This is a genomic window from Mesorhizobium sp. LCM 4576, from assembly GCF_001854815.1.
In the GTDB taxonomy this organism is placed as follows: Bacteria; Pseudomonadota; Alphaproteobacteria; order Rhizobiales; family Rhizobiaceae; genus Mesorhizobium; species Mesorhizobium plurifarium.
This window is the reverse complement of the sequence record NZ_MDDT01000048.1, coordinates 47,400-65,539: the sequence shown is the minus strand read 5'-3', so window position 1 is coordinate 65,539 and position 18,140 is coordinate 47,400. Positions and strand designations below refer to the sequence as shown.

The following is an 18,140-nucleotide window of genomic DNA, read 5'->3' as shown; positions in this document are numbered from 1 at the left end:
CGCAGGCTGCGATCCTAGGACGAACAGGCCTGAATGCGACCGTCATACAAGAGAGCGGACGACTTGGCACACTCCGCGACAACCTTACTGAGGCGGGCCTCGCGTACGAAATTAATGAGCTCGGYGAGCGCTAGGGCTGAATGCATGCTCTCGCGAATCCAAAAGCAGAGCTCCTAAAGGGAACAACCGCTGCGATGTCCGTTTTCGGAGAATGGACCAAATCGCGACCACTAGGACCACTTGACTCCCATCGTCGATCGTAGAACAAATAGGGAACATGCTTATATACGCTTTCATGGAGGTCAACGACCATCTTGCGGCCGGAGCCCGCCATAGACGACTTGCGCGCACGGATCGAAAAGATCGAGGGCCGGCGCCGGCGCGCCAGATCGGTGCTTCCTTTCGGGATCGCCGAGCTGGATGCACGGCTTCCGGGCGGCGGCCTGGCGCTTGGCGCGCTGCATGAAATCGCGGGCGGGGGCAATGGCGCCATCGATGGCGCGGCGGCGGCATTGTTCGCGGGCGGCGTAGCGGCGCGCACGCGCGGCAAGGTCTTGTGGTGCATCGCCCGGCCCGACCTGTTCGCCCCGGCGCTGGCACAGGCCGGCCTTAAACCGGACCGCGTCATCTATGTCGAGGCCGGCGACGACAAGACGATCCTCGCATGCATGGAAGAAGGCATCCGGCATGGCGGGCTGGGCGCGGTCGTCGGCGAGGTCGCCCGCCTGACCATGACGGCTTCGCGGCGACTGCAGCTCGCCGCCGAGGAAGCCCGCACGATCGGAATCGCGCTGCGAAGATGGCGGCGGCAGACGGAGGCGGCCGATTTCGGCCAGCCGACGGCCGCGATGACCCGGTGGCGCGTCTCGGTCCTGCCCTCGACGCCGCTGCCCGTGCCGGGCGTCGGCCGTCACCGATGGCTGGTCGAATTGATCCGCGCCCGCGCGGGCGAAAGTGCGGATTTCGAATTGGAGGCGTGCGATGGCACGGGTCGTCTCGCTGTTCCTGCCGACCTGGCCCACCGATCGGGTGCGGCGGAAGGCCGGCGACGCGGCGCCGCCGGCTGAGGCCCCGCTGGTTCTGATCGGCCGCGACAAGAACCGGCGCGTGGTGCTCGCGGCCGACGCAGCGGCGCTCGCCGCCGGCTTGCGCCCGGGCATGCCCGTGACGAAGGCRCAGGTGCTGGTTCCGGGGCTTGCGATCCAGGACGCCGACCGCCAGGCGGATGCCGAGGCGCTCGAGCGGCTCGCCGTCTGGATGCTGCGATTTGCGCCGATCGTAGCGCCCGATCCTCCCGACGGGATCGTCATCGACACGACAGGCGCCGACCACCTCCATGGCGGTGAGGTCGCGATGCTGGACGGACTGGTCGGGCGTCTGGCGATGTYCGGCATCGTAGCCCGCGCGGCGATCGCGGACAGCTGGGGCGCGGCGCATGCGCTGGCCCGGTATGGCGATCAAGCCATCCGCATCGCGCCGGCTGGCCACGGCCATTTGGTCCTCGAGCCGCTTGCGCTTGAGGCGTTGCGGATCGCGCCTTCGACGGCGGCAGAGCTGCGCAGGCTTGGCTTCCAACGGATCGGCGATCTCCTGAAACAGCCACGCGCTCCGCTTGCCTTGCGTTTTGGCCCGGAGATCGGCCGCCGCATCGATCAGGCCCTCGGCAACACAGCCGAGCCGATCGACCCGGTTCGCCCGCCCGACATCGTGGAAGTCCGCCGTGCCTTCGCCGAGCCGATTGGCGCGGCCGAGACAATCGCGCGCTACATCGGCAAGCTCGTCGACAAGCTCTGCAGCCTGATGGAACAGCGCGGGCTTGGCGCGCGTCGTCTCGATCTCATCTGCCAGCGGGTCGACAGCCAGGCGCAGGCGATCCGTGTCGGCATGGCGATGCCCGTTCGCGATGCCAAACGGCTGACCAAGCTGCTTTGCGACAAGGTCGAGACCATCGCGCCCGGTTTCGGCATCGAGATGATGATCCTGGCGGCCACATCGGCCGACCCCCTGGAGCGCAGCCAGGCCGTGAGTTCCCTCGTCGAGGAAACTGTGCCGGACGTGTCCGACCTCATCGATACGCTGATGAACCGCGTCGGCGAGCGCGCCGTCTACCGCCTTGCGCCCGTCGCCAGCGACGTGCCGGAGCGTTCGGTTACCAAGATCCCGGCGATGGCGGCCGACACCGGCGCGGCCTGGCCTGGCCACTGGCCGAGGCCAGCGCGCCTGCTGCCGCAGCCGGACCCGGTCGAGACGGTGGCGCTGTTGCCCGACCATCCGCCGGCGTCCTTCACCTGGCGCGGGGTGCGCCGGCGCGTGAGGCGCGCGGACGGTCCGGAGCGGGTCTTCGGCGAATGGTGGAAGCGCGACGCCGAACTGGTGGCGGTGCGCGATTATTTCCGGGTCGAGGACGACGATGGCGAGCGCTACTGGCTCTACCGCGCCGGCGACGGTGAGGATGCGGCGACGGGCTCGCACCGGTGGTTCCTGCATGGAGTGTTCGGATGAACGACGTGCGTTATGCCGAGCTGCAGGTCACCTCGCATTTCAGCTTCCTGCGCGGCGCATCCTCGGCCGAGGAGCTGTTTTCGYAGGCCGCACTTCTCGGTATCGAGGCACTCGCCGTCGTCGACCGCAACAGCCTCGCCGRCATCGTCCGTGCCCACGAGGCGGCCAAGACCACCGGCGTGCGCCTCATCGTCGGTTRCCGCCTCGACCTCACGGACGGCATGTCACTGCTCGCCTACCCGACCGACCGTGACGCCTATTCCCGGCTGTKCCGGCTGCTCTCGCTCGGCAAGGCCCGGGCCGGAAAGGCGAAATGCCATCTCGAATGGAGCGATGTCGTCGCCTATGGAGAAGGCCTCATCGCCGTGCTCCTGCCCGATATGGCCGATGAGACCCTGGCGATGCGCCTGAGACATCTGCGCGAGGCATTCGGCGACCGCGCCTACATGGCGCTGACGCTCAGGCGCCGGCCCAACGACCAGCTTCGCATCCATGACCTGGCGACGCTTGCCGTCAAGATGAAGGTGCCGTGCGTCGTCACCAACGACGTGCTCTTCCATGAGCCGGGCCGCCGCATCCTGCAGGACGTCGTCACCGCGATCCGGCACAATGTCACCATCGACGCGCTCGGCGAGCGCCGCGAGCGGCATGCCGACCGGTACCTCAAGYCGCCTCAGGAAATGYACCGGCTTTTTGCACGCTACCCGGAAGCGCTGGCGCGCACGATCGAGATCGCCGACCGCTGCCGGTTCTCTCTCGGCGAGCTTGYCTACCAATATCCGGAGGAGCGCGACGACCCATCGCTGACACCGCAGCAGGCGCTCGAAAAGCTGACATGGCAGGGCGCCGCGACGCGCTACCCGGAAGGCGTGCCGGACAGCGTCGCCCRCTCGCTACGCCACGAATTGCGGCTCATCGAGAAGCTCGGCTACGCACCCTATTTCCTGACCGTGAATTCGATCGTGCGTTTCGCGCGCTCGAAGGACATCCTTTGCCAGGGCCGCGGCTCCGCCGCCAATTCGGCAGTCTGCTACGTGCTCGGCATCACCTCGATCGATCCCGGGCGCAACGATCTGTTGTTTGAGCGTTTCGTCTCCGAGGAGCGCCGAGAGCCGCCCGACATAGACGTCGATTTCGAGCATGAGCGGCGCGAGATCGTCATGCAGTGGGTGTTCGACACCTATGGACGCGACCACGCGGCGTTGTGTTCGACGGTGGTGCGCTACCGCACCAAGGGCGCGCTGCGCGACGTCGGCAAGGCGCTCGGCCTGCCGGAAGATCTCATCCGCACGCTCTCCGGCCAGGTCTGGGGCTGGTCAGAAGAGGGCGTCGAGGAGCGGCATGTCGAGGAACTCAATCTCAACCGTGCCGATCGCCGCCTGCGACTGACGCTCGACCTTGCGCGTCAGTTGATGGGCGCGCCGCGTCACCTCAGCCAGCACCCGGGCGGCTTCGTGCTCACCCATGACCGCCTCGACGATCTGGTGCCGATCGAACCGGCGAGCATGAAGGATCGTCAGGTGATCGAATGGGACAAGGACGATATCGACGCGCTCAAATTCATGAAGGTCGACGTGCTGGCGCTCGGCATGCTGACCTGCATGAAGAAAGGCCTCGATCTCCTCGCCGAGTGCAAGGACATACGCCTCGACCTTGCCACCATACCGGCGGAGGATCCGCGCACCTATGCCATGATCAGGAAAGCCGATACGCTTGGGACTTTCCAGATCGAGAGCCGGGCGCAGATGTCGATGCTGCCGCGGCTGAAGCCAAGGACTTTTTACGATCTCGTGGTGCAGGTCGCGATCGTGCGCCCCGGGCCGATCCAGGGTGACATGGTCCACCCCTATCTGCGCCGCCGGGAAGGCATCGAGCCGGTRCACTACCCAAGGCCGGAGCTCGAGAAGGTGCTCGGCAAGACGCTCGGCGTGCYGCTGTTCCAGGAGCAGGCGATGCGGGTTGCCATCGAATGCGCGGGCTTCACGCCAGGCGAAGCGGACATGCTTCGCAAGTCGATGGCCACCTTCAAGTTCACCGGCGGCGTCTCATCCTTCAAGACGAAGCTGATCGACGGGATGGTGGACAATGGCTATGAGCGCGCCTTCGCCGAGCAGACATTCAAGCAGCTCGAAGGTTTCGGCTCGTATGGTTTTCCGGAGAGCCACGCCGCTTCCTTCGCGCTGATCGCCTATGCCTCGGCCTGGCTCAAATGCTGGCACCCGGATGTCTTCTGCGCGGCGCTGTTGAACAGCCAGCCGATGGGCTTCTACGCGCCCGCCCAGATCGTGCGCGACGCGGCCGCGCACGGGATCGAGATCCGACCGGCCTGCGTCAACGCCTCGCGCTGGGACTGCACGCTGGAGCCTATTTCTGATGATGGACATTTCGCCGTCCGGCTGGGCTTGCGCATGGTGCGCGGCCTCGCAAATGCCCATGCAAGCACGATCGTTGCCACGCGCGCCGACCAGCCCTTCGCCTCGGTCGACGATCTGTGGCGGCGTGCTGGCGTGCCGCAGGCAGCACTTGTCCAGCTCGCCGAGGCGGACGCGTTCCGGCCAGCACTTGGTCTTCCGCGCCGCGAGGCGCTTTGGGCGATCAAGGCGCTGCGCGACGAGCCCTTGCCGCTGTTCGCGGCTGCATCGRCCCGTGAAGCGGAGCAGGTGCCGGAGATCCACGAACCGGCGGTGGCGCTTCGGCCGATGACGGCCGGYGGCGAGGTCGTGGAAGACTACCGCCATATCGGCCTGACGCTGCGCAGTCATCCGATCTCTTTCCTGCGCGACGACCTTCGCCGTCGCCGCATTGTTTCCTGCGCCGAGGCGATGGCGGCGCGCGATGGCCACTGGGTGGAAACGGCAGGCATAGTGCTCGTGCGGCAGCGCCCGGGCTCGGCCAAGGGCGTCATGTTCATCACCCTTGAGGACGAGACCGGGATCGCGAACCTCGTCGTCTGGCCGAAAGTGTTCGAGCAGCACCGGCGCACGGTTCTGTCGGCGGGCATGATCGCCGTAAAGGGCCGGATCCAGCGCGAGGGCGAGGTGGTCCACCTCGTGGCTCGCAAGATCAGCGATCTGTCAAACGAGCTCGCCAGCGTCGGCGAGCGCGAGGGCAGCTTTCCCGTGCCGCACGGCCGCGGCGACCAGGTGCGCAATGGCGGCTCGGGACCCGATCCACGCGAGCTGCCGCCCAAGGGGCTGCGCAGCCGCGACATCTACATACCCGACCTCCACATCGACAACATCAAGATCAGGACCCGGGATTTCAGGTGAAACGCCGAATTTCTTGCCCGGCTCAGGATCGCAAGACGGTCCAAAGCGTTACAGGTCGAACGTCGTGACCGCGCGGGCGATCGAACAGGAGACTATAATGGCAGACGACAAATCGAAGCGAGGCGCCGCAGACCGTCGGCAGGTCTCCGGCGGTGAAGGCTACGAGGTCAATTATTTCGCCCGCAAGCACGGTATCAGCAAAGAGCAGGCCGAAGCCCTGATCAAGCAGGTCGGCAATGACCGCGACAAGCTCAATGCCGCCGCGGAGAAACTGAAGAAATAGGCTGCGAATTACGAATGGCGCATCGGGCAGTTGGGTTTTGTTTGAGTGAGGTCAGGTGAGCAAGTCAGCTTTGCGTCGGCCGAGAACCAAAGGATCTTCAACTCCCCTTGCGAAGCCAGCCCCGCGCGGCGCAGCCAAACTCGCAGCGCCCGCGTTCCGGCCGCTCCAGCTTGCAAAACTGGTGGACACGGTTCCTCCTGGCGACCGCTGGATCCACGAAATGAAATATGATGGCTACCGCATTCTCGTCGCTGTGGGCGGAGGCGAGGCGCGCGCCTATACGCGCTCCGGCCTGGACTGGTCCGACCGCTTTCCGTCCATTTTGGCGGAGGCGCGCAAGCTCAACGTTCGCTCCGCCCTGATCGACGGAGAGGCGGTTGTCATGGACAAGGAGGGMCGATCCAGTTTCCAGGCGCTGCAGAACGCATTGAAGGGCGCTCCCGCGAGCATCGATTTTTATGCCTTCGACCTGCTCCAGCTCGATGGGGAAGACCTGAGGAGGCTGCCGCTCCTGCAGCGCAAGCAGAAACTGGAGAAAATCCTGCCGGCGAAGCACCCCGTCCTGCGCTACTCCGATCATATCCAGGGCCGCGGGGAAGAGTTGCTGAACCGCTTCTGCGACGCCGGCCTCGAGGGGGTGATCTCGAAGCTCGCGGATTCGGCCTATGTCGGCGCCCGCGATGGAAGCTGGCTGAAGATCAAGTGCATCAAGCGTCAGGAATTCGTGCTTGTCGGCTGGACGCCGTCGGACAAGGATCGCGCGTTTCGATCGCTGATCCTCGGCGTCCATGACGGCGGAAAGCTGCGCTATGCCGGCAAGGTCGGGACCGGTTTCGATGCCGCCGGAATGGCYCGGCTCATGAAGACCATGGCGCCGCTGGAGCAGAAGGCGGCAACGGTCGAGGCGCCGCGCGCGGAGGTCCGCGGCGCGCACTGGCTGCGTCCCAGGCTTGTCGCCGAAATCGCCTTCACCGAGGTGACGAATGAAGGGACACTGCGCCATCCAAGCTATCTCGGCCTGCGCGACGACAAGAAGCCGGAAGCAGTCGTGCTCGAGACGGAACACCGCACGGCCACCCTGCCGCCGCCGGCGACAAGCACGATCGCGATCAGCAATCGCGGCCGCGTGATCTACCCCGAATCCAACATCACCAAGGGACAGCTTGCCGATCATTATTCGGAGGTTRCCGCGATCATGCTTCCCTGGGCCGCCAGCAGACCGATYAGCCTGGTCCGCTGCCCGCAGGGGCGAGCCAAGAAATGTTTTTTTCAGAAGCATGACGCCGGCAGCTTCGGCGACAAGGTCCATCACGTCGGGATCACCGAAAAGGATGGCCATGAGGAGCCCTATCTTTACGTCGACGATGCCGAGGGGCTTCTAACCTGCGTCCAGATGGGAACGATCGAGTTCCATGGATGGGGAGCGCGCATCGAAGACGTCGAGAAGGCCGACCGCCTCGTGTTCGACCTCGACCCCGACGAGGGACTGGATTTCGAGGCGGTCCGCGCTGCCGCATTCCAGTTCCGGGATATTCTGAAATCCATCGGCTTGACCACCTTCCCGATGCTGACGGGCGGCAAGGGCGTGCATGTGATCGCCCCGCTCACGCCGCGAACCGAATGGCCCGAGGTGAAGGCCTTCGCCTCCGGGCTCGCTCAGGCGGTTGCCCACAGCGACCCCAGCCACTTCACGGCGGTGATGTCGAAGGCCAAACGCAAGGGGCGGATTTTCGTCGACTACCTGCGCAACCAGCGCGGCGCCACGGCGATCATGCCTTACAGCGCCAGGTCACGGCCGGGCGCCCCGGTCGCAGCACCTGTCACCTGGGCGGAGATGAAGACGATCGATGCGCCCTCGCATTTCCATGTTGGCGACGCGTCCGAGTTGAAGAAGCGCGCCGCATCGAAGGCCCTCGCGGACTGGGGCCGGGCCGATCAGTTCCTGCCGGACCTCATGAAGCCATGAGGATCGCCACCTACAATGTCAACGGCGTCAATGGCCGCCTGCCGGTGCTGCTGCGCTGGCTTAAAGAGGCGGCGCCGGACATTGCCTGTCTGCAGGAACTCAAGGCGCCGCAGGAGAAGTTCCCGGAAGGGCGTATCCGCGACCTCGGCTATGACGTGATCTGGCATGGCCAGAAAAGCTGGAACGGCGTCGCGATCCTGAGCCGGGTCGGCAACATCCACGAAACGCGGCGCGGCCTCCCCGGCGACCCCGATGACAGCCATAGCCGCTACATCGAAGCAGCAGTCAATGGCATCCTGATCGGATGCCTTTATCTTCCCAATGGAAATCCAAGGCCCAGCCCRAAATTCGACTATAAGCTGCGTTGGTTCGACCGCCTCATCGACCACGCAGYCGAACTCGTGGCGTCCAGACAGCCGGTGGTGCTGGCAGGCGATTTCAACGTCATGCCGACCGAACTCGATGTCTACAAGCCCGAGCGCTGGCTGGACGATGCTCTGTTCGCGCCCGAGGCGCGCGCCGCCTATGCGACGCTGCTCGAACAAGGCTGGACCGACGCACTGCGCGCGCGTCATCCCGGCGAGAAGATCTACACGTTCTGGGATTATTTCCGCAACGCCTTCGGCCGCAACGCAGGCCTGCGCATCGACCACCTTCTCGTGAGCCCGTCGCTCAGAAAGCGGCTGATCGATGCCCAGGTCGACGTCGAGGTGCGCGGCTGGGAAAAGAGCAGCGATCACGCGCCGGTCTGGATCGAGCTCTCGCAAAAGTCAGCGCCTCGCGGCCGTTCAATGCCTGACGAACGAAGCAGCCCCGGGAGCGGCTAAGCGTCGGTTGCTCGCCAATGATGGAACCGTCACGATGTTTAGCTGCGGCGTCAACAGGCTTCGTGCGCCTAAAATGCTTACGCCCGTGTCGCGGCCGCATTCAGCAGCGCACCGCCTCGCTTCACCCGACCTGCTCCACGAGCAGCGTCCCCGGCTGAAGCGGCTTGATCAGCGATTTGGCGGATACCGACGGGTCAAGCCAGCTCGCCCAATCCTTGCGCTCCAGGATCACGATCYGCCGATCGTGATACGGYGCGATATCGGGACCGGGTTCCATCGTGAGCATGGTGAACGCCYCCCCGACATCATCGGCGTCGCGCCAGATCCCGGCGATGCRGAAGATCGGCTCGTCGCGCTTGGTGAAGAGCCACTTGTCCTTGCGCTTTTTGCCCTTGTCTGTCGGTTCGGTGAATTCGTAAAATCCATCGGCTGGTATCAGGCAGCGGTTCGAGGCGAACTCGCGACCGTCCGAGCGGAAGTTGTAGACCGGCCTCTTGTTCGGTCCAGGCCAGCTCCACCGGCGCTGAACAAGGTCACCCTCGCCGACCGCTCCGTCAACCGGGCGGATGATCGRCCCGATGTCGGTTATCTTGATGTCCTCGCGCGCCTGGATGTTCGGCGCTCCTTCACTGAAGCGGATCTTGATCTTGAGATCGGCGAAGTCCTCCACGATCGAGGCGACATCCACCATCAGCCGATAATCATTGCACATGTCTCACCTGTCTCTGCGGCATTGCGCGGCGGCTTCGTTCCTGTTATGTTCTTTTGGCTATGAGCGCAACAGTTTTCGATTCCGACAGCCCGCTCGACGAGCCCCGCGTCATCATAAGGCGCTACGGCGGCGATGTTGAGATGCTCAAGCTGCCATGGGGACTTCAACCGAAGGAAGCAGGCGGGCGCCCCTTCACCGTGGTGCGCGCGGAGGACCGATCGTTCCCGAGCCATCGCTGCCTCGTGCCGGCGTCCGAATTCCGGCACCGAAGCCAGGGGAAGAACTACAGCTTTCGCCTCGCCGACGATGACTGGTTCTGTTTCGCCGGCATCTGGCGGCCGGCGAGCCGCGATTGGCCGGAAGCCTACGCGATCCTGACGATCGAGGCCAATGACGACATCGCGCCCTACCATGATCGCCAGATGGCGGTGCTGCGCCGAGACCAGCGCTCGGCGTGGCTCGACATGACGCGTCCCGAACACGAAGTGCTTCGTCCTCTTCCTAAGGACAGTTTTCGCATTTCCCGCTTCCATCAGGGCCGCGCGCAGGCTGAATTCGCGATCTGAGCGTTGTAGATCCGGCAACACGAAGCACATATGCTGGCGACATGGCCCCCGACCGCAGCGCCGACCAGCGTAAGATYATTCATGTCGACATGGATGCGTTCTACGCGTCTGTCGAACAGCGCGACAATCCGGAGCTGCGCGGCAAGCCGCTGGCCGTTGGCGGGGCTGCGGAGCGCGGCGTGGTGGCTGCCGCGAGCTACGAGGCTCGCGCCTTCGGCGTTCGCTCCGCGATGGCTTCGGTTACGGCAAAGCGCAAATGCCCCGAGTTGGTCTTCGTGCCGCCCCGCTTCGACGTCTACCGGTCCGTCTCGGCCCAGATCCGCGAGGTGTTCGCCGAACACACCGATCTCATTGAACCGCTCTCGCTCGACGAGGCCTATCTCGACGTGACGCGGAACAGGCTCGAAATTTCGTCTGCCACGACGATCGCCGAGATGATCAGAGCGAAGATCCTGCTGGTGACCGGTCTCACCGCTTCCGCCGGCGTCTCATACAACAAATTCCTCGCCAAGATGGCCTCCGGCCAGAACAAGCCAAACGGCCAGTTCGTCATCACGCCCCGCCATGGGCCGGCCTTCGTCGAGGCGCTGCCAGTCAAGAAATTTCATGGCGTGGGTCCCGCAACGGCTGGCAGAATGGAGGCGCTTGGCATTAAGACCGGCGCCGATCTCAAGGACCGCTCGCTTGCCTTCCGGCAGCAGCATTTCGGGAGGTCTGGGCTCTGGTACTATCAGATCGCGCGCGCCATCGACGAGCGCGCGGTCGAGCCGGATCGGCCGCGCAAATCGATCGGCGCCGAGGATACGTTCGCAGCTGACATCTTCGAGTTCGCTGCAGCAAGCGCCGAACTTAAGCCGCTGACAGCCAAGGTGTGGKGGCACTGTGAAGGCAAGGGCATCCGGGGCCGGACGATCACGCTGAAGGTCAAGTTTGCCGATTTCCATCAGATCACGCGCAGTCGCACCGTGTCGGTGCCAATCGAGCTCTCTGACATCGAGCGTGTCGCAGCCGATCTCCTGAAGTCGGTGTTTCCGGTACAGAAGGGAATCCGGCTGCTGGGCGTCACGCTTTCGTCGCTAGGCGATGTGTGGCCGCCGGAACAACGGCAACTTCGGTTCGAACTTTAGGATGAGCGCAAAAGGAGAGGCGGCCGCAGGCTATGCGGATCAGCCCGCGTGGGGATCGGATTTGGCGGTTATCCTGGATAGCTAATCCGGCCCAATCATCGGCCGGCACGGTCGTGTGAAGCAGAGGGGAAGGCACATGGCCTCCCCTTCCGAGGGTTGATGCGCGAAACATCAGGCGGCCTCGCATTCTTCCGCGGCCTCCGGCTGGAGCCCRTGCAGGAAAGCGACGGCGCGCTGCGCATGGGCAGCGGCCGAGAAGATCGCTCGCTTATCGCAGCCTAGGATTTTCAGCCACGAGCCGAGGTAGCTCGCATGGTCCGGCCGGGGCTCGAGTTCGGGCGCGATGCCAAGATCGGCGCAGAGGAAGCAGCTTCCGAGCTYGGCGATCAGTTCCTCGCGCGCTCGCTCGCTGGAATCCTTGGCGTAGCGACTAAGGTCGCGGTTCACGCGATGCGGCGCTGAAGTCCAATGGGTAAGCTCGTGACTGAGCGTGGCGACGTATGACGCGGCGTCCCGGAACGTCTGTAGCGGCGGCATCTGGATGTGGTCCGTCGCCGAGGCAAAGTAGGCGCGATCCMCGCCGTGCCGGATTACCGCCCCAGTGTTGGYGAAGAACCGGTCGGCGTGCTCGATCCGGTCGATGGGATCGCGCACCGGCTCCGCCTGCCTTTGATAGAACTGGTCCGGCAGGCCATCGATTTGCGCAATGTTGAAAACGGAATACGCCTTGAGGAACGGGATCTCGCGGTCGATTTCCTCGCCCCTGATGTCCGTCTCCGTCCTCGTAAAGCGGCTGGCGAAGACCACCACCGAGCCGGTCTCGCCCTTGCGCACCCGACCGCCAAGTTCGAGCGCCTGCCTGAATGTCATCCACATCGGGTTGGAAAAGCCGCGCGCGACAGCCTCCGACCAAAGCAGCAGGACATTCATGCCGCTATAGGGCAGACCATTGTGCCTGAGCGGCCGGGTGACGCGGCCGGAGCCATCGGTCGATTGCCACGGCTGCATCCAAGGACGGACACCCATCTCCAGCTCGGCTACGATGCGGCCGGTGATGCGCGCATAGAGATCGATACGTTCTGCTTTTTCGTTCCTGCTCATTTCATGAACCTCCAGTTGGAGGCCGCGCCGATCGCGGCCCCGTCACGGAGGTCCGCCTGGGCGGAGCAGGAGGGCGGCAGCGCACCCGACCGGGTCCCGTCGTGCTCGCACGATGGGTAGTCATGGGCCGCAGCGACAGCGGAGGACGGCAAAGCCGTTGCGCTGACTGCCTGGATCCGCCAGGACCTCGGGGCAGGACGGGGCGCGAGCGGACGTCAGAAAACAGAAAGGCGGYGCTAGGCGCCGCCTGACTGCAGTCGAGGGAAGGCCGGTTCAATGAACCGAGTGGCCGCCGCTATAGGGATCGTATTCGAAGAGGATTTCGACATTGGCGTCGTCGAGCTCATCGGCGGGCATGACGCCAAATTCGTTGTCGACCTGGAAGAGGATAACCGGGACCATAAGGGTGCGGGCGAGAGACCAGGCGGCCTTTTGGGCGAGTATGAGATCGTGGGACATCTGAGGGCTCCATCTTGGRGCGGGCCAATTCCCGCTCGATGGCTCCGTCAGTGTGTGGAAGCGGGCGCGATCACCCGAAGGCGTCAGCCGAGCGGCCGCAGCATGCTAGCGGACCCCTTGCGGGTTGATCGGGGAAGATCCGCAGCCGCACCAGGAAAGCCATTACGAGAGAGCGGGATTGGGCCGTGAAGGAGCCCAGCATGCCAATCGGGCCGAGGCTGGCGAAAGGGCCGGCATCGGCGGCCGTCTCCCAAAACGTCCGTGCGCCGAAAGCAACATCCGAACCCGGTGSAAGGTCGCGCACACGAAATCGCTGGAACAAGAACTTGACCTGTCGAGGGTGGTGGCCATGAGCGGAAAGGTGGGAGCTTTGCGCCTGAACTTGCTCGATGAGATCGATTTGTTTGCTACCCGGCCGGGATCATCGGCCGGAGGCTTACGAATGGTCAAAAATCGGACCTGGCTCCCCGATTTGTCCATGAGCACCCCCAATTCGGGCTTGTGGCCGCGTYGACGCCTGGCTCAGGTCGAGACCGGCTGCCAGGCTCAGATAACCCGCTCTCGTGGCACTGGCTGCTTGCTTTCCCGGACCAACTCAGCCAATTCCCTTTCGTCCAGCGTCTCCTTTTCCAGCAGCCGGCGCGCCGCCCGCTCCAGCGTATCCCGCTGTTTTTCGAGCAGGCCGACAGTGCGCTCGAAAGCCGCGTCGACGATCCTGCGCACCTCCTCGTCGACCATTGCCGCCGTCTGCTGTGAGTATTCGCGCTCCTGCGGCGCCAGCGGCAGCTCGTTGGGCGTCAGGAACGAGCGGCGGTCACGGTCGAGCGCGACATGGCCGAGCCGCTTGGTCATCCCATAACGTGYGGCCATCGCGCGGGCGATATCAGTAACGCGGACGAGATCRTCCGCCGCACCGGTCGACAAATGACCGAACACGATCTGCTCGGCGGYGCGCCCTCCGAGCAGCACCGCCATCTTGTTCTCCAGCTCCTCCCGCGTCATCAGGAAACGATCTTCGGTCGGACGCTGGATCGTGTAGCCGAGCGCGCCGACCCCGCGCGGGATGATCGACACCTTGTGCACGGGATCGACGCCCGGCAGGGCGATCGCGACCAGCGCATGGCCCATCTCGTGATAGGCGACGATCTCGCGCTCGCGCGGATTTAGCAGCCGGTTGCGCTTCTCCAGGCCAGCGACGATGCGCTCCACGGCATTGTTGAAGTCGGCCATGGCGACGGCATCAGCTTTGCGCCTAGTCGCAAGCAGCGTCGCCTCATTGACAAGGTTGGCGAGGTCGGCTCCTGTGAAGCCCGGCGTCACCGCGGCGATCTTCTCTGCATCGACGTCCGGCGCGAGCTTGACCTTCTTCAGATGAACCTGCAGGACCTGGATGCGGCCTGTCTTGTCGGGCCGGTCGACCAGCACCTGGCGGTCGAAGCGTCCGGCGCGCAGCAGCGCCGGATCGAGGATTTCGGGACGGTTGGTCGCCGCCAGCAACACGAGCCCCGTGGTCGGGTCGAAGCCGTCGAGCTCGACAAGCAACTGGTTGAGTGTCTGCTCCTTCTCGTCGTGGCCCGCCACTGCCCCCAGGCCGCGGGCGCGGCCGAGCGCGTCGAGCTCATCGATGAAAATGATGGCCGGGGCCTTGGCACGCGCCTGCGTGAACAGGTCGCGCACGCGCGCGGCACCCACGCCGACGAACATCTCGACAAACTCCGAGCCGGAAATGGAGAAGAACGGGACCCGCGCCTCGCCGGCTACCGCCTTGGCGAGCAGGGTCTTTCCGGTCCCGGGCGGGCCGACCAGGAGGACACCCTTCGGCATGCGGCCGCCGAGCCGTCCATAACTCTTAGGATCCCTGAGGAAATCTACGACTTCCTTGAGTTCGTCCTTCGCCTCGTCGACGCCGGCTACATCCTCGAAGGTCACCCCGGTATTGGCCTCGACATAAACCTTGGCTTTGCTGCGGCCGATCTGCATGAGGCCGCCGCCCAGGCCGCCGCTCGCGCGCCTCATCATGAAGAACCAGATGGCGGCGAACACCGCCATGGGCACTACCCAGGACAGGAGGTCGCGCAGGAAGGTGCTCTCGACGGCCCCGGTCACGACAACCCCGTGCTGCTGCAGCTCGGCGGCAAGATCGGGCTCGACGCGGGTCGTGATGAACATTGCGCGGCCGTCCTGCGGCTRCTTGAAGCGGCCCTGGATGAAGCGATCCGAGACAGCAACCTCGGCGATCTTGCCTTGCTTCAGGTCAGACTCGAACTGGCTGTAGGGTATCTGTGCGATCTGCTGGGAAGTGACGAACAGGTACTGGAACAGCATCAAACCCACAAAGGCGGCGATCCAGTACCAGATGTGGAAGCGGGTTCTCGTGTTCATCTTCACTCGAGGCGTTTGATCCGTCTGGAACTATACGGGCGAAGGCGGCACCGGTTCCCTCTCGTGTGATGATCGGCCGATAGGTTGCAAATAGGAGCGGCCCGTCCGGAGGTGCGCGCCGGACTAGCCGCCTCAGGTGTTGCTTCTCTCTTCCTTCGTCCTGTTCGATGGAACGCCTCGTGGGACGCTGTGGCAGCTTTGGGGCATTGGCTCGCATCGAGGCGACCCGAGGACGGCGATGATCGGTGCTGCTTTACAGGCGGCTATGGTAGCGCTACCGTTTCACAGTCGCGTGACCCGGGGGGAGCTGGGGCGAATGTCGCCGACGCCAGTGGTGGGTGCTTGCCGGCATCCGTTTCAGCCACACTTTGATTGGAACGGCTCCCCGCGAAATTCGCAGGGACCATCGGGAGGAGTTCGATGGCGTCTGTCGCGATTGGCGATGTCTACAAATCGTTCGGTGCCACTCAGATTCTGCATGGCGTCAGCGTCGATATTGACGACGGTGAGTTCGTCACGCTGGTGGGACCCTCGGGCTGCGGAAAATCGACGCTTCTGAGGATGATTGCAGGCCTGGAAAAAATCTCCCGGGGCCAAATCTCGATCGGCAGCCGTATCGTCAATGACGTCGCACCAAAGGAGCGCGACGTCGCCATGGTCTTCCAGAACTACGCGCTCTACCCGCACATGACGGTTGCAGAGAACATGGCGTTCTCGCTGATGCTCAAGGGTGTTCCGAAGGCAGAAATCGATGCCGGGGTGAAGCGGGCGGCCGAAATCCTCGGGCTCGTGCCGCTTCTGTCGCGCTATCCCCGCCAGCTTTCGGGTGGCCAGCGCCAACGCGTCGCGATGGGCCGGGCAATCGTGCGCAATCCGCAGGTGTTCCTGTTCGACGAGCCGCTCAGCAATCTCGACGCCARGCTGAGGGTCCAGATGCGGGCCGAAATCAAGGAACTGCACCAGCGGCTGAAGACGACAACGGTCTATGTCACCCACGACCAGATCGAGGCCATGACCATGGCGGACAAGATCGTGGTCATGCATGACGGCCTCGTCGAGCAGATCGGACCGCCGCTCGAGCTATACGACCGGCCGGACAACCTGTTCGTTGCAAGCTTTATCGGCTCGCCCGCCATGAACCTGCTCAAGGGCGCGTTCGCCAATGATGGCCCACCGTCTTTTCGGGGCGGGGGGGGCATTTCCGTGCCTTTGGCGAAGCCTCCCTCCATCGGCAACGGCGAAGCCATGGTGCTTGGAGTACGACCCGAGCACCTGCGGCTGGCCGAAGACGGCATTCCGGTCAAGGTAGCGGTGATCGAGCCGACCGGGTCGGAAGTGCAGATCATCGGCCGGACGCCCGGCGGGGAGGACATCGTCGCCAATTTCCGCGAGCGCCATTCCTTCGCGCCGGGAGAAACCATTCGGCTGTCGGTCGACCCCGGCCCGATCCACCTCTTCCACGGCGAAACCGGCAAGCGAATCGAGACGGCGCGATAAAAACAGGCAACGACAGAGCAACAGGAGGAAACGAGCATGAAGTTCACCAGACGCGATGTAATCCGCACGACCGCGGCCGCGGCGGCCGGAGCCCTGGGCAGCCGCTTCGCCGGCTCGAGTGCCTTCGCCCAGCAAGGCCTGACGTATAAGCCCGAGGAAGGTGCCAAGCTCAGGCTGCTGCGGTGGTCGCCCTTCGTGCAAGGCGACGAGGACCAGTGGCTGAAGAATACCAAACGGTTCACCGAGGCGACGGGCGTGGAGGTGCGGATCGACAAGGAAAGCTGGGAAGACATCCGTCCCAAGGCGGCGGTCGCCGCCAATGTCGGCTCCGGCCCCGACCTGATGTTCGTCTGGTTCGACGATCCGCACCAATATCCCGACAAGCTGCTCGATGTGACGGAATTGGGTGATTATCTCGGCAAGAAGTATGGCGGCTGGTACGACGGCCCGAAACAATATGCCACGCGCGAGGGCAAGTTCATCGGCTTGCCGCTGGCCACCATCGGCAACGCCATCGTGTACCGAGAAAGCTGGATGAAGGAGGCAGGCTTCTCCGAATTTCCCAAGGACACGGCCGGTTTCCTGGAACTTTGCAAGGCCTTGAAGGCGAAAGGGCATCCCGCCGGCTTCACCCACGGCCACGGCGTTGGCGACGGCAACAATTACGCGCATTGGCTGCTCTGGAGCCATGGCGGCAAGATGGTCGATGAAGCCGGCAAGGTCACGATCAACAGCCCGGAGACGCTCAAGGCGATCCAGTATGCGCASGAGCTCTACAAGACCTTCATCCCCGGCACCGAAAGCTGGYTCGACGTCAACAACAACCGGGCATTCCTGGCCGGGGAAGTGAGCGTGATCGCCAACGGCATCTCGGTCTACAACACAGCAAAGGTCAACAAGGACAAGGACCCGAAGCTGGCCGAGATCGCCAAGGACATCCGCACGACAAACATGCCGATCGGGCCGGTCGGGAAATCGGTCGAGCTTTTCCAGGTGACCACGGCTGTCATCTTCAACTACACGCCCTACCCCAATGCTGCCAAAGCCTATCTGCAGTTCATGTTCGAGGACCCGCAAATGTCCGACTGGATCACTTCGTCGGCGGCCTATTGCTGCCAGACGCTGAAAGCCTTCGACAACAACCCGGTCTGGAAGGCCGACCCTAACAATGCGGCCTATGCGAAAGCCTCGGCGACGCTGCGCCCCAACGGCTATGCCGGGCCGCTCGGCTATGCATCCGCCGCGACAATGGCCGACTACGTGCTGGTGGACATGTTCGCCAAGGCGGTGACGGGCCAGGCGACGCCGCAGGAAGCGATGGAAGAGGCCGAAAAACGCGCCAACCGCTATTACCGCGTCTGATCCTGGCGCAGTTGAAGCAGGCTGACCGCGTTTGCGGGCTTACGCAAGCCGAGCGCGGTCAGCCACAGTTCCACCCCACAGCAAGGA

The 18,140-nt window shown here is 64.2% G+C and carries 14 protein-coding genes; 10 read left to right on the top strand and 4 right to left on the bottom strand.

Going from position 1 to position 18,140, the window contains the following annotated elements; genetic code table 11:
• The first annotated feature begins 314 nt into the window (after positions 1 to 314).
• The 6 genes from LCM4576_RS24660 (at position 315) to xth (ending at position 8,847) form a co-directional block, all read left to right on the top strand.
• On the top strand, positions 315 to 1,067 hold the full coding sequence (locus tag LCM4576_RS24660; RefSeq protein ID WP_071035104.1) for an ImuA family protein: 753 nt from the start codon (positions 315 to 317) through the stop codon (positions 1,065 to 1,067).
• Complete coding sequence (locus tag LCM4576_RS24655) at positions 982 to 2,502, top strand: DNA polymerase Y family protein (RefSeq protein WP_071035102.1); 1,521 nt, start codon at positions 982 to 984, stop codon at positions 2,500 to 2,502. Before LCM4576_RS24660 ends, LCM4576_RS24655 begins: the two co-directional genes overlap by 86 nt.
• Complete coding sequence (locus LCM4576_RS24650; RefSeq protein ID WP_071035100.1) at positions 2,499 to 5,771, top strand: error-prone DNA polymerase; 3,273 nt, start codon at positions 2,499 to 2,501, stop codon at positions 5,769 to 5,771. The genes LCM4576_RS24655 and LCM4576_RS24650 overlap by 4 nt, the downstream gene beginning before the upstream one ends.
• 97 nt (positions 5,772 to 5,868) lie before the next feature.
• Positions 5,869 to 6,054, top strand: coding sequence for a DUF3606 domain-containing protein (locus tag LCM4576_RS24645; protein WP_041002437.1), 186 nt, complete (start codon positions 5,869 to 5,871; stop codon positions 6,052 to 6,054).
• Between the two features lie 55 nt (positions 6,055 to 6,109).
• Complete coding sequence (gene ligD / locus LCM4576_RS24640; protein WP_274534982.1) at positions 6,110 to 8,020, top strand: DNA ligase D; 1,911 nt, start codon at positions 6,110 to 6,112, stop codon at positions 8,018 to 8,020.
• On the top strand, positions 8,017 to 8,847 hold the full coding sequence (gene xth, locus LCM4576_RS24635) for an exodeoxyribonuclease III (protein ID WP_071035099.1): 831 nt from the start codon (positions 8,017 to 8,019) through the stop codon (positions 8,845 to 8,847). The genes ligD and xth overlap by 4 nt, the downstream gene beginning before the upstream one ends.
• 121 nt (positions 8,848 to 8,968) lie before the next feature.
• On the opposite strand, the gene LCM4576_RS24630 is transcribed toward xth, so the two are convergent.
• Entirely contained in the window at positions 8,969 to 9,559 is a 591-nt protein-coding gene (locus tag LCM4576_RS24630; protein ID WP_071035098.1) for an SOS response-associated peptidase, read from the bottom strand.
• Positions 9,560 to 9,618: 59 nt separating this feature from the next.
• On the opposite strand from LCM4576_RS24630, the gene LCM4576_RS24625 reads away from it, so the two are divergent.
• Together LCM4576_RS24625 and dinB are read left to right on the top strand one after the other, a co-directional pair.
• The gene (locus LCM4576_RS24625; protein WP_041002431.1) at positions 9,619 to 10,125 is read left to right on the top strand and encodes an SOS response-associated peptidase family protein; all 507 of its coding nucleotides are present in this window, start codon (positions 9,619 to 9,621) and stop codon (positions 10,123 to 10,125) included.
• Positions 10,126 to 10,166: 41 nt separating this feature from the next.
• Positions 10,167 to 11,252 (top strand): DNA polymerase IV, encoded by a 1,086-nt coding sequence (gene dinB, locus LCM4576_RS24620; protein ID WP_071035097.1) that lies wholly within the window; start codon positions 10,167 to 10,169, stop codon positions 11,250 to 11,252.
• Between the two features lie 171 nt (positions 11,253 to 11,423).
• Here dinB and LCM4576_RS24615 read toward each other — a convergent pair whose 3' ends face one another.
• The 3 genes from LCM4576_RS24615 to ftsH all read right to left on the bottom strand — a co-directional run bounded on the left by LCM4576_RS24615 (position 11,424) and on the right by ftsH (position 15,194).
• Positions 11,424 to 12,353: an ArdC family protein gene (locus LCM4576_RS24615; RefSeq protein WP_071035096.1), complete on the bottom strand. Its 930-nt coding sequence runs from the start codon at positions 12,351 to 12,353 to the stop codon at positions 11,424 to 11,426.
• 273 nt (positions 12,354 to 12,626) lie between these two features.
• Positions 12,627 to 12,812 carry a hypothetical protein gene (locus LCM4576_RS24610; RefSeq protein ID WP_041002425.1) on the bottom strand — a complete coding sequence of 62 codons (186 nt, stop codon included), beginning with the start codon at positions 12,810 to 12,812 and terminating at the stop codon, positions 12,627 to 12,629.
• A gap of 546 nt (positions 12,813 to 13,358) precedes the next feature.
• Positions 13,359 to 15,194 carry an ATP-dependent zinc metalloprotease FtsH gene (gene ftsH / locus LCM4576_RS24605; RefSeq protein ID WP_071035119.1) on the bottom strand — a complete coding sequence of 612 codons (1,836 nt, stop codon included), beginning with the start codon at positions 15,192 to 15,194 and terminating at the stop codon, positions 13,359 to 13,361.
• A 420-nt stretch (positions 15,195 to 15,614) separates the two neighbouring features.
• Here ftsH and LCM4576_RS24600 point away from each other — a divergent pair, with 420 nt between their 5' ends.
• Positions 15,615 to 16,691 carry an ABC transporter ATP-binding protein gene (locus LCM4576_RS24600; protein ID WP_071035094.1) on the top strand — a complete coding sequence of 359 codons (1,077 nt, stop codon included), beginning with the start codon at positions 15,615 to 15,617 and terminating at the stop codon, positions 16,689 to 16,691.
• A gap of 36 nt (positions 16,692 to 16,727) precedes the next feature.
• The gene (locus tag LCM4576_RS24595; RefSeq protein WP_071035092.1) at positions 16,728 to 18,053 is read left to right on the top strand and encodes an ABC transporter substrate-binding protein; all 1,326 of its coding nucleotides are present in this window, start codon (positions 16,728 to 16,730) and stop codon (positions 18,051 to 18,053) included.
• The last annotated feature ends 87 nt before the right edge of the window (positions 18,054 to 18,140 follow it).